Annotated in this window: 10 protein-coding genes; 9 read left to right on the forward strand and 1 reads right to left on the reverse strand. The window is 33.6% G+C overall.

What is annotated here, in order from left to right:
- Nucleotides 1-8: 8 nt before the first annotated feature.
- Both OPR17_RS00695 and OPR17_RS00700 read left to right on the forward strand, forming a co-directional pair.
- Nucleotides 9-287, forward strand: coding sequence for an HU family DNA-binding protein (locus OPR17_RS00695; RefSeq protein ID WP_265021756.1), 279 nt, complete (start codon nt 9-11; stop codon nt 285-287).
- 72 nt (nt 288-359) lie between these two features.
- Nucleotides 360-686 (forward strand): cell division protein ZapA, encoded by a 327-nt coding sequence (locus tag OPR17_RS00700; protein ID WP_065094745.1) that lies wholly within the window; start codon nt 360-362, stop codon nt 684-686.
- Here OPR17_RS00700 and OPR17_RS00705 read toward each other — a convergent pair.
- Nucleotides 661-939 (reverse strand): FAD assembly factor SdhE, encoded by a 279-nt coding sequence (locus OPR17_RS00705; RefSeq protein WP_006279484.1) that lies wholly within the window; start codon nt 937-939, stop codon nt 661-663. The genes OPR17_RS00700 and OPR17_RS00705 overlap by 26 nt on opposite strands.
- Nucleotides 940-1,038: 99 nt before the next feature.
- On the opposite strand from OPR17_RS00705, the gene rseP reads away from it, so the two are divergent.
- The 7 genes from rseP to ffh all read left to right on the forward strand — a co-directional run bounded on the left by rseP (nt 1,039) and on the right by ffh (nt 11,608).
- On the forward strand, nt 1,039-2,157 hold the full coding sequence (rseP, locus tag OPR17_RS00710) for an RIP metalloprotease RseP (protein ID WP_265021757.1): 1,119 nt from the start codon (nt 1,039-1,041) through the stop codon (nt 2,155-2,157).
- A 7-nt stretch (nt 2,158-2,164) separates the two neighbouring features.
- Nucleotides 2,165-4,501, forward strand: a complete 2,337-nt coding sequence (bamA, locus tag OPR17_RS00715; RefSeq protein ID WP_265021758.1) for an outer membrane protein assembly factor BamA — start codon at nt 2,165-2,167, stop codon at nt 4,499-4,501.
- The gene (locus OPR17_RS00720; protein ID WP_265021759.1) at nt 4,502-5,053 is read left to right on the forward strand and encodes an OmpH family outer membrane protein; all 552 of its coding nucleotides are present in this window, start codon (nt 4,502-4,504) and stop codon (nt 5,051-5,053) included. It abuts the gene before it with no gap.
- Nucleotides 5,054-5,057: 4 nt separating this feature from the next.
- Nucleotides 5,058-5,489, forward strand: a complete 432-nt coding sequence (gene fabZ / locus OPR17_RS00725; RefSeq protein ID WP_065094742.1) for a 3-hydroxyacyl-ACP dehydratase FabZ — start codon at nt 5,058-5,060, stop codon at nt 5,487-5,489.
- A gap of 45 nt (nt 5,490-5,534) precedes the next feature.
- Nucleotides 5,535-8,417 carry an FAD-dependent oxidoreductase gene (locus tag OPR17_RS00730; protein WP_265021760.1) on the forward strand — a complete coding sequence of 961 codons (2,883 nt, stop codon included), beginning with the start codon at nt 5,535-5,537 and terminating at the stop codon, nt 8,415-8,417.
- 303 nt (nt 8,418-8,720) lie between these two features.
- Nucleotides 8,721-10,280: a proton-conducting transporter transmembrane domain-containing protein gene (locus tag OPR17_RS00735; protein ID WP_265021761.1), complete on the forward strand. Its 1,560-nt coding sequence runs from the start codon at nt 8,721-8,723 to the stop codon at nt 10,278-10,280.
- Nucleotides 10,265-11,608: a signal recognition particle protein gene (gene ffh / locus OPR17_RS00740; protein WP_265021762.1), complete on the forward strand. Its 1,344-nt coding sequence runs from the start codon at nt 10,265-10,267 to the stop codon at nt 11,606-11,608. Before OPR17_RS00735 ends, ffh begins: the two co-directional genes overlap by 16 nt.
- Nucleotides 11,609-12,098 lie beyond the last annotated feature (490 nt).

Raw genomic sequence — 12,098 nt, forward strand, 5'->3', positions numbered from 1 at the left:
TCATATAAATGGCAACAAAGTCTGATATAATAGCGAGGGTAGCAAAAAGACATCCTTTTTTAGATAAGATTGTTATAGCAGCTATAGTTGATAGATTTTTTGGGATACTTTCAAGCACATTGAAACATCATAATAGAGTTGAAATTAGGGGGTTTGGTTCTTTTTCAGTTAAAAGTTATAACTTGAAAGAAACAAGCCATTTAATGTTACAGAAGTTTACAAAGAATCAATACTTTAAAACATATTTTCGTAGCAGTAAAAAATTATCTGATTTGATAAATGAATAAAAATTTATACCATAAATAAGATGAAAGTAGGGGTTTGAGTTTATACTGTACGATAGAAATTTTTAGCACCATATGCAAGTAGTAGAAATAGTTATACGTAATAACACATATAAAATATCTTGCGAAAGTGGGAAGGGGAATCATTTATTACGCCTTGCTAATAGTTTTGACAAGTTAGTTAGTTCTGTATCTCAAAAAACTGGAGGTAAGGGTTCGGATGCATTAAATTTCTTACTTGCAGCACTAATTCTTGAGGATAAAATTTTAGAATTAACAAAGCGATTAGATGAAGTAAATCAAGAGCGCGCAAAGTATAGAAATGAGAAAAGAATAGAATATACTGAGGTACTAGATAAGGTAAATAAGATTATCACTAATCTTGAGTGCATAAAGGATTAGCTTCAATAAAGCAAGCAATTAAATTGACTATCTGACTATTCAAGCCAGGAGGGAGGTTTGTCTTACGAGTTATGTAACAATATAATTCGTAATCATCAAGATCAACTATTTTTTCGTATTCGATTAGTTCGCTTAAGGAAAATTTATCAAGATATTTCAATGCGAAATGCCCTAAAAGTATATCGGTTTCTTTGCAACCCCTATGCCAGCTTCTATATATTAATTTTCTTCTGAGTAGTGAGGTATCTGTCATTACAATTAAACTTTTTTTAATTTAAAAGTTAAACTAAATACTTGTCAAGCGAGGCGCATTTTAATATACTTAACATTTTGTTAAGATCTAAATATACAGGTGGAATTAATTTCTAATCTTATCCATCAATTTAGCGATGGAATATATTATTTTTTATCATTTTCTTTAATAATTTCTGTCATAGTATTCGTGCATGAATATGGGCATTATGTTGTTGCCAAAGCATGCAAAGTTAAAGTTGAATCTTTTTCTATAGGCTTTGGCCCTGAAATTTTTGGTTTTAACGATAAGTCTGGAACTAGATGGAAATTAAGCGCTGTTCCATTAGGTGGTTATGTTAAAATGCTAGGAGATACTAATGCAGCGAGTGTTCCAGCTGATCAACAAGAATTAACGGAAGAAGAAAAGTTGTATTCATTTCATACAAAACCGCGGCATAAAAAAGCAGCAGTAGTTTTTGCAGGGCCTTTTGCAAACATGGTATTTGCTGTTATAGCTTTTACAATATTTTTTAGCATAGCAGGTTATTATCGCACTCCACCGGTGATTGAAAATGTAATCGAAGGTAGTGCAGCTAAGCAAGCTGGTTTGTTGCCAGGTGACACTATTACACAAATCAATGAGCATAAAATAAAATACTTTGAAGATATTTCACGTGTGGTAATGTCGAATCCCAAGACGAGGATGGAAATTAAGTATAGCAGAAATAATGAGGAGCATAGAACTAGCCTGACTCCATTGACAGTTGAGGGTAGAGATGTCTTTGGCAACACAATAGAAAGAGAAACTATAGGGATTATTTCAGTCAATACATTAAAGCAGTCGTCTTTTCTTGGGGCTGCGAGCTTATCAGTCAGTGAAACTTACCACACTATGTGCTTAACGATCAAAGCTATCTTTCAAATTATCGTTGGTAAGAGAAGTGCAAGTGAAATAGGTGGACCAATAAAAATTGCAAAATATTCAGGGCAATCAGCCAAAAAAGGATTTATTATGGTTGTGTATCTCATGGCAATTATTTCAGCTAATTTAGCTGCGATTAACTTGCTACCAATTCCACTACTGGATGGTGGGCATTTATTTCGTTATATTATAGAAGCAGTTATACGTAGAGATTTAAGTTTGAAATATCAAAAATATGAGGCTACCTTTGGTGCTTTCATTTTGTTCTTGCTGATGGCAATTGCAATTTCGAATGATATTAGGAGTCTTTTTTAAAATAAATATGAAAAAGCTATTTTACATACTAATAGTAATTTTTATCTCCTTTCCCGCTCTACTTGTTGCTTTAGAAAACAAGGAAAAAATGCAGATAAAAGATATCAAATATATTGGTAATGAGCGTGTAAGCAATCAAACAATAGGTTTTTATATAAAATTGGAACCTGGTAATTATGTAAACGACGATGATATAGATTCGATTATAAAAGGTTTATATAAAACAAAGCTATTTGCTAGTGTTAATGCTTACATAGATGATAAAAAAAAATTAGTAGTAAAAATTCAAGAAAATCCACTAATTAACAAGATAATATTAAAGGGTAATAAATTATTTAACAGCAAAGAGCTGCTAAATAATGTAATTCAGTCAAAATCGCTAACTATTTTTACTGAAACAAAATTGCAAAACGATTTAGTGAATTTAGTCACTACTTATAGAAATAACGGTAAGGTTGGTGTTAAAATTGAATATGAGCTGAATAAGCTTGATAGTAATAGGGTCAATCTAATTTTCAAAATAAAAGAAGGTAAAACCTCTAAAATCAAGGATATAAGATTTATAGGCAATAAAAACTTTTCTGAAAATGAGCTAGAGCAAGTTATCAAAAGACATAGTAATGACATATTTAGTAAGTTATTTAGAGCCATTTTTAAAGGCGGAAATCATTATTCACCGCAATATCTATTGATTAACACAGAATTGCTCGATCGTTTTTATTCGTCCAAGGGATATATTCAAAATAATATTCAACCAATTGTTGAGGTTAATAATAACAATCAAACAGAGTTAACTTTTTTGATTGACGAAGGACAGCAGTATTTGTTTGGAAATAATGAGGTTAATATTGAAACTGAAATTCAGGATTTGAGCCTAAAAGAAGAAATATTGGACTTTATAACAGAGGAAAACGATAAGATATTTAATAGAGTTAAAATTAATAATACAGTAGAAAAAATAAACAAATATTTAAATGAGAAAGGATATATATTTGCAAAAGTTAATCCAGAGTATGCGCAGCGTGACAATGTTGTAGATGTAACCTACATAGTGCTGCCAGGTAAAAAGATTTATATAAATCAAATTACAATTGATGGTAACGATCGCACTTTAGATAAGGTGATCAGAAGTAAGCTAAGTATAGCAGAAGGTGATGCATACAATATATCTGAGATTCAAAAATCACGTAAAAAACTAATGAGTAGTGATTTTTTTGAAACAGTGAAAGTAAATAGTTACGCAGTTAATGACGATGCAGTAAATCTTGACTTAAATGTTAAAGAAAAAAGAACTGCCTCATTATCTTTAGCAGGAGGTATGTCCTTTCCTGGCGGAGTATTTGTAAAAACTAATTTCACAGATCGTAATTTATTTGGTAGTGGTAAAGAGCTCTCTTTTGCTCTTGAGAAAAATAAATATTCACTTTCTACTAATGTAGAGGTTGTTGAAAATAATTTTAACGATTCTGATACATCACTAGGTGTGGGCATATTTTATGAAAAACAAGATAAACCACACACTAGCTTCGATAGTTGTGACATGGGATTTTCAACAAAATTATCATACAAAGTTATAGAAAACTTAACTAATTCCATTCGCTACTCTTACAAGTATAATCGTATAAACATGGATAATAAGGGTGGAAAAGACAATGACATTTCTGATATAATAAAGGGGCAAGAAGGTGAACATCAGATTTCATCAGTAGGATACACATTAGCGTATAATAAACTGGATAATCTTTATGCTCCAAAAGAAGGATATTTATTGCGTATAAGTCAGGATATTTCAGGATTGGGAGGGAATGTAAACTTCCTAAAATCTGAGTTCTTGTCTTTTTACACGCATCCTATATTAAGTAAAATTGACGATAGCATAATACTACGCTTTAAGATGGCGGCAGGTCATATTTTTTCTTATACCGATGAAGATTTAAACATTGGCCAGCACTTTTTTAAAGGGGGTAATGAGATTAGAGGGTTTGATCTTTCTGGTATCGGACCAAGAACAATAGACAACGATAAAAGTTCGTTAGGAGGCAAAACTTATTTTAATTTAACACAGCAAGTAGATTTTCCACTACCAAAACTATATGACTATGCTGGTATCAAAGGCTCATTATTTGTTGACTATGCAACACTTTTTGGCTTAGATGATAAAAATGGGAAATGTAAAGATCCATATAATGATAGTAAGCTTATAAGAGTGTCACCAGGTTTTGGCTTTTCAATACCTTCTCCTTTTGGTAGACTTAGATTAGATTTTGGGTTTCCTTTAGTAAAGGAATCTTATGATATAATACCATCACCAAATGTTAAATTTTCTATTGAAGCGGGGATTTGAATGAAATATATACAGTTATTTATATCAGTTATTGCCTTAATTATTTCCTTATTTGTGGGGTATAAGTTTGTAGGATATCAACCTCAGAACACAAAGGCTGCCATTATTGATAGTGATAAAGTTATCAATGAATCACTTGCTCTGCAAAACATACAACAACAAATAAAGGAGCAGAATTCTAGATTACAACAAGAATTTGAAAGTGAGTTAGAAAAACTTAAGCCATCAAAAGAAGAATTTGAACTTTTGTCAGAAGAAGCAAAAAAAGAAAAGACAGAACAGTTTAATAAGCACACTGTAAATACTAGAGATAATTACGCTAAAAAAATGTTACATTTAGAAGAAAGCTATAGAGACGCAGTAGAGAGTGTTTTTAACAAGATAAAAGAAGTCGCTAAAAAAACGGCAGAAAAAAACAACATAGATTTGGTACTATTTATTTCAAAAAAGAACCAAGTTTTATACTCCATGGATGAAGTTGATTTATCGGATGTGGTATTAAACAATATAAATGAGGAAATACCTGAATTTGCTTTAAAAGGCATTGAGTAGGCTTATGCAATTTAATATCAGTGATATTATAAAAATACTACCACATTCTTATCCGTTTCTCTTAGTAGATAGGGTTATAGAGTGTGATCCTGGTAAAAGTATAAAAGCAATCAAAAATGTGACTTTCAATGAGCCATTTTTTATTGGCCATTTCCCTGGTCATCCAATAATGCCAGGAGTCTTGATAATTGAATCTCTAGCTCAGGCATCTGCTATATGTGTTCTAGGTAAAGAAACAATAGAAAATAAAGTTGTTTACTTGAGATCCATTGAAAATGCAAAATTCAGAAAGCTAGTTACTCCAGGGGACACATTGATTCTTCAAGCTAACATTCAAAGTGTGTGTTTAGGTGTACACAAATTTAGGTGTATTGCATCTGTTAGCGAAGAAAAAGTTGCAGAAGCAACAATCTCAGCAGTATTGCAAAATAAATAAAATCTTCATCTGTAAGAAACAGCATGTACACTGTATAGTATAGCAATGAAGCTGAATTTCAACATCTCATTTTCTAATCTATATACTCGCAATGGATTAATAAAATTAGATGAGACATTTTTGAATTATATCAAATCATGTGATGAGAGCTTGTTTTGTTCATTAATTGAAGCAAGAGAAAAAGCAGCTTCTTCTTCGATGTCATCCCAGTGTCACCTCCCATCATCCCAGTTTCACCCCCCGTCATCCCAGTGCTTGACACTGGGATCTAGAAAACAAGAAGGACGGTCAGCTACTTGGATGACAGATAGTCAGTTAATAGTAGACCTCTCATATTTACTTGATGAATTTATTGCAAAACTTTTCAATGTTGAAAAAGAAATAGAGGAGCTAAAGAAAAAGCACAACGACTTTGCTGTAATATATAAGTGCAAAAGATTATTTGTCCAACGCTATGCATTGAAGAAATACACTAATGTGGCGAATATAGATATTACTAACAAACTAAGTCATTTTCTCACTTTGCCAACAACAGAAAAAAATTTTGCTGAGCAGGTGATGCATTGGTTTGAAGATAAAGAAAATCACAAAGAAGAAATAGAACTTGCAGCACAATATGCAGTGTGGAGAGTAAAAAATAAACAGAGTATATTATTCAGTATTCATAAAAAAATCGACCACGAAAACCTCATACCATTTTCTAAAAAAGAAGTAGACAAAGTTAAAGTACTGCATTCAAATGAAGTAAAAAGACGATATGGTTTTGATCTAACAAGCAAAAAGGTGAGTTTGAATAAAGCACTAGATAATGCTCACTACTGCATATTTTGTCATAAGCAAAGTAAGGACAGCTGCTCAAAGGGGCTAATTAATAACGACAATACTTTTAAACAATCTCCACTAAAAGTTGAACTGCACGGCTGCCCACTAGAGCAGAAAATATCAGAAATGAATCTGGTGAAAAGCGAAGGGTACAGCATAGCAAGTCTTGCAATTGTGATGATAGATAACCCGTTATGTGGAGCTACTGGACACAGAATATGCAATGACTGCATGAATTCGTGCATATATCAAAAACAAGAACCCGTAAATGTGCCAGCAATTGAAACAAGGATTCTGGATGATGTGCTCAGTTTACCGTACGGATTTGAAATATATTCTCTGCTCAGCCGTTGGAATCCTTTAAATTTTCAGCGTCCATTGCCAAGAGGAAACACTGGAAAAAATGTTCTAGTTGTAGGCCTTGGTCCTGCTGGTTTTAATTTAGCTCATCATTTGTTGAATGATGGGCATAACGTTATCGCCATTGATGGACTAAAGATTGAACCTTTGATCGATAATTTCCAGCTAATTAAAGATTTCAAACACGAAAAATTGAGTGAACGCGTGGCAGGAGGGTTTGGTGGGGTGGCAGAATATGGTATTACTTCTCGGTGGGATAAGAATTACTTAAAGATTATTAGATTACTGCTGGAAAGACGTGAGCATTTTGCACTTTATGGAGGCATTCGTTTTGGTGGCACGATTAATGTTGATGACGCGTTCAACTCGGGTTTTGATCACATTGCCCTAGCACTTGGCTCTGGCAAGCCACGAATGATCAAAATAAAGAATATACTAGCTCGTGGAGTGCGTATGGCATCTGACTTTCTTATGTCGTTACAACTGACTGGCGCTCTTAAATTTGATTCTATAGCAAATCTGCAAGTTCGTATGCCGATAGTTGTAATAGGGGCTGGGCTTACTGCAATTGACACTGCCACTGAAGCTTTAGCGTATTATCCAATTCAAGTAGAAAAATTTCTTCTTCGTTATGAGATATTAGTTGATAAGTATGGAAAGGACTGTGTTGAAAAAGATTGGACAGAAGAAGAGCGCGAAATTGCGAATGAGTTTATATCACACGCACAATTGATCCGAGAAAAGCAAAAGTTAGCAAAAAAAGAGAATAGAGAAATAAAAATATTAGAGTTGATGCAGAGTCTCGGGGGAGTGAAAGTTATATATAGAAAAGAGCTAAAAGATTCACCAAGTTATCGATTAAATAGCGAAGAGGTGCAAAATGCGCTGTCAGAAGGGATTTACTTTATTGAAAACTTAGAGCCAGTTGAAGTTGTGACGGATAAATATAACCATGCTGAATCAATAAAACTAATAGACACAAAATCCGGCGAAATCAAACGTATAAAAGCACGTTCTATTTTTATAGCAGCAGGTACTGAGCCAAATACGGTTATTGCAACAGAAGATGAAAAGCATTTTAAATTAAGTAATGGGTATTTTGCTCAATTGAATTCATTGGGAAAAGAAATAGATCCAATATTTCCTCCAAAAATGCCAAATAAAGATAGAATATTAGTGTATAAGCAAGGCAATAAAACAATCAGCTTTTTTGGTGATCTTCACCCTTCGTATAGTGGCAGCGTCGTGAAAGCTATGGCAAGTGCTAAGAACGGCTACCCTATTATTTCTCAGCTTTTGAGTGGAGTTAATAGCTTCGTTTCTGTCATTCCAGTGTGTGATGTTGTGGGCCAGAAAAAAAATGCGTGGTCAAGTGTTGAAGACCTGGCTAATAAAGAATTCTTTAATAGAATCAAAGAGCAATTCACTGCAAAGGTTATAAAAGTTCAATATTTAACAGACAAAGTTGTGGAAATAGTGATCAAAGCACCACTTGCGGCAAAGAATTTTAAGCCTGGGCAATTCTTTAGATTGCAAAATTTTGAAACCAATGGCAGAAAAGCCAATAATACAAACCTTGCTATGGAAGGTATAGCCGTAACCGGCACTGAAGTAGACAAAAAAAAAGGAATTATTTCCACTGTTGTGCTTGAAACTGGCGGCTCCACTAATTTATGCAGACACTTAAGAGAAGGTGAGCAAATAATTCTTATGGGTCCAACTGGCAGCCCTACTGAGGTTTACTAAGTCTCAATATTAAAGTGATGCCAAATTTTATTTCAAAAAGTAAATAATTTACTAACGCTCGTGCACAAATTAAAAATAAATTATGCACGAGTGTAGCATTGTGAACTAAGAATGCTATATTAAAGCTTACCTCACTATTAAAGCTATCGGTCAGATTAGATTAAAAACCTAATCTGACCGGTTTCTCTATAACCCTCTAAACTCTGATATAATTATATGATAATTAGTTTAATTAGTGGTTAATATGCAAATTGATTTTATTCATATATTGAGATAGCATAAACCATATTGGTTTAAATTATTGTGCAATTTTATAAATCGTCACTGTTACTTCTACTGACTGTATTAATAGTTATAGTCCTAAAATTACCTGAAAATTTGAGCATTGCAGTAAATTGGTCTCTCCCAATTCTAGATTTTGATTTATCTTTTCGTACCATACTAATATCTTTTTTATCAGTTGCATTTTTAGCTGTTCTACCAGCACAAAATTTGACTTTTTCAGAGATGCTATCTTTTGCTGCTTACACTATTAGTTCACTTTATGCAGTTTTATCTGAACATATGATATTGGTTATAATATTCTGTGAATTAATGACCGTCAGTGCATTTTTTACTATCGCAGCTGGCTGTAGAGATAGTGGACCTGCAATAAGGTACGCTTGTGTACACTTTTTCGTTGGAGTTATATTAATAGCAGGATTGGCACTTCAAAGCACTAACCTGATAATTTTGGGTTTATTGATAAACTGCGCTTGTTTTCCTTTTTCATTTTGGGTTGTTGATGCATATCCTGCTGCATCGCTACATGGCACCACATATCTCTCTTTATTTACCACTAAAGTCTCTTTTTTAGTGATGCTTTTACACACTTATAACCTATGGCAAGATTGTACTGAAATATTAGCGCTTGTAGGCGCCATCACTGCAATTTACAGTATTGTATTTGCTTCTCTTGAGCAAAATATTCGCAGATTTTTATGCTATAACGTTGTAGGACAAATGGGCTTGCTGATTATTGCAGGAAGTTTGCTCAGTCCTTCGGAAAAAGCAATACCAATTTTGATACTGCATATAATCTTCTCTCTTGTTTATCAATCATTATTGTTTGTGGTTAGTAATTCGATTATTTCACAAACAAAAACAATTAGTTTTAATGGAGTGGGTAAACTGATATCAATGGAAGGCATGTGTGCTATAATCGCAATACTTACAATGGCTGCATTTCCTGGAACCGTTGGATTTATCAGCAAATCATATATCACAGCTGAAATTGAAATGAACACTGTTGCCTTAAAAGGGTACAAAAATTTATATAAGGTTCTAAATTTGCTGCTTCATTTAAGCGTTGGGCTAAAGTTTCTTTATTACTTATTTATTGCAAAAAGTAAGTCAAAACCTTTAGCAGAGAGGGGAGGCAAAATGACTATGATTATTTTAGCATTTATATGCGTAATCGCTGGCAATCCTTACTTACCTATTTACAATAAACCTTCGATTTTCGATTTTGTGTACAACACAAAAAATATTTTGTCGCAATTTAATTTGTTACTATGTACCACTTTATTGTTTATTCCTTTACGCAAGTTATTTTACCCGAGAGTAAATTTTAAAATGGATGTTGATTGGATTTTTAGAGTTTTCATATCCTATATTGTCTTGCTGTTCAATCAGTTAGTCTCTAAAACTAGAGAAATATTTGCCAGCGTAGTGCAAAACTTGACTAATTCACTTACTGGTTTATACTTTAATAATATTACTAAACTTAAAGAAGTGCTGGGTTATAACTCAGTGAGTTTTGTTTCAGCTTCTTCTCTCTTTTTAATGAGTATTCTACTAATGCTATTATGTTTAAATCGTTAACTGAAAGTTTAAATTCTGTATTTAGTAAACTGAGAGGAAAGTCAATCATTTCTGAAGATGATTTTAATCTTGCCATGCGTGAAATACGTATAGCTTTAATTGAAGCTGACGTTTCACTTGAAGTTGCAAAAAAATTCATCAACGACATTAAAGATAAAGTGATTGGGGAAAAAGTCATAAAAAGTGTTTCTCCAGCACAAATGATAATTAAAATTGTGCAGGATAATTTAGTTGCAGTTCTCGGGTCAGAGAAAAGTGACTTAAATCTAGCAATTAAACCCTCTGCTGTGATTATGATGGTGGGCTTACAAGGTGCAGGTAAAACAACCACCTCAGGAAAGCTTGCTTTAAAGCTAAAAAAGCAAAAGAAAAAAGTGATGCTTGCCTCTTTAGACATTTATAGGCCGGCTGCCCAGAAACAACTTGAGGTGCTGGGTAAACAAATAGACGTACAAACTTTATCTATAGTAATAAATGAAGGGCCTATTGCAATTACAAAAAGGGCACTAGCAGCAGCAAAGAACGATAATTATGATGTATTAATACTAGACACCGCAGGCAGGCTTCATATTGACAATAATATGATGAATGAGTTGAAAGCCGTAAAGGAAATAGCTTCACCTGCAGAAGTTATTTTAGTAGCCGACGCAATGATAGGCCAGGATGCGGTCAACATTGCCAAATCATTCAATGAGGTAATAGGTGTAACCGGCATTATTCTCACCCGTGTTGATGGTGATGCACGTGGTGGTGCTGCTCTTTCTATGAAAATGATCACCGATTGTCCAATTAAATTTATTGCTTGTGGTGAAAAATTAAGTGACCTCGATGATTTTTATCCCGATAGAATTGCAAAAAGGATACTTAGCATGGGTGATGTTGTATCATTGGTTGAAAAAGCTGCTGAGATTGTTGGTCAGGAAGAAATTGATAAGTTACAAAAGAAAGTAAAAAAGGGTAAATTCGACCTAAACGATCTAGTGGGAATGTTAAAAACTCTGAGTAAAATGGATGGCATTAGCAACATAATGAAATTCATCCCTAGTTCATTCACAAAAAAGCTAAGCAGTGGAGTGCCAGATGATAGTAAAGTGAAAAAATATATAGCTATCATAAACTCAATGACTGAAAAAGAAAGGCAAAACCCAGATATTTTAAATGGCAAAAGAAGACTTAGAATTTCTAAGGGGTCCGGAACAAGTGTAACTGACGTTAATCTTCTGATTAAGCAATATAATCAAATGAGCTCTATGGTAAATAAGTTCAGTAAAGTTGACCATAGTAAACTCAAAGAATCTGATTTGATGGATATGCTAAGCAGAAAGTAAGTCAGCAGGTAGTGGAATGAGACAAATCATCAGTAAACCTTTAGCTATATCAAAAGCGGCTTAGGTCTCGCAGAAAAATTTACAGCTTCTTGCTAGCCAAGAAATTTATTATTAATTTTAAGAAATACTATAGCTGACCCAAGCAACACGTCATACCGCGATTCATTCGCGGTATCTCATCCGCTAACAAGCAGCGAGATACTATACCGTCATGGTATCTCTAGATCCCGCTAACAAGTAGCGGGATGACGGTTGTCGTTTAGCTACAAACATTAAGAAATTTACCAAACGAAAAAAAAGGCAAAAGAAGCCCCGTGGTGGTTGGCTATTTACTATGTACTAAAATATCGGCGTTTTTTTATTCTAAAACGCTTGATTAAGAGCGATTTAGCTGCTTTTAACTTGCAACTAACCTACACCGCAAGTGTTTAAGAAATTTACTAAGCAGGAAAAAAGGCAAAGAAACCCCGTAGTAGCTAGCATTCAAATT

This window comes from Wolbachia endosymbiont (group A) of Icerya purchasi (assembly GCF_947251635.1).
Taxonomy (GTDB): domain Bacteria; phylum Pseudomonadota; class Alphaproteobacteria; order Rickettsiales; family Anaplasmataceae; genus Wolbachia; species Wolbachia pipientis.

Bases quoted from the DNA above. Each gene is read 5' to 3' on its own strand.
- OPR17_RS00700 (WP_065094745.1), top strand. From the start codon at position 360: ATGCAAGTAGTAGAAATAGTTATACGTAATAACACATATAAAATATCT.
- fabZ (WP_065094742.1), top strand. From the start codon at position 5,058: ATGCAATTTAATATCAGTGATATTATAAAAATACTACCACATTCTTAT.
- OPR17_RS00695 (WP_265021756.1), top strand. From the start codon at position 9: ATGGCAACAAAGTCTGATATAATAGCGAGGGTAGCAAAAAGACATCCT.
- bamA (WP_265021758.1), top strand. From the start codon at position 2,165: ATGAAAAAGCTATTTTACATACTAATAGTAATTTTTATCTCCTTTCCC.
- OPR17_RS00705 (WP_006279484.1), bottom strand. From the start codon at position 939: ATGACAGATACCTCACTACTCAGAAGAAAATTAATATATAGAAGCTGG.
- OPR17_RS00720 (WP_265021759.1), top strand. From the start codon at position 4,502: ATGAAATATATACAGTTATTTATATCAGTTATTGCCTTAATTATTTCC.
- OPR17_RS00730 (WP_265021760.1), top strand. From the start codon at position 5,535: ATGAAGCTGAATTTCAACATCTCATTTTCTAATCTATATACTCGCAAT.
- ffh (WP_265021762.1), top strand. From the start codon at position 10,265: ATGTTTAAATCGTTAACTGAAAGTTTAAATTCTGTATTTAGTAAACTG.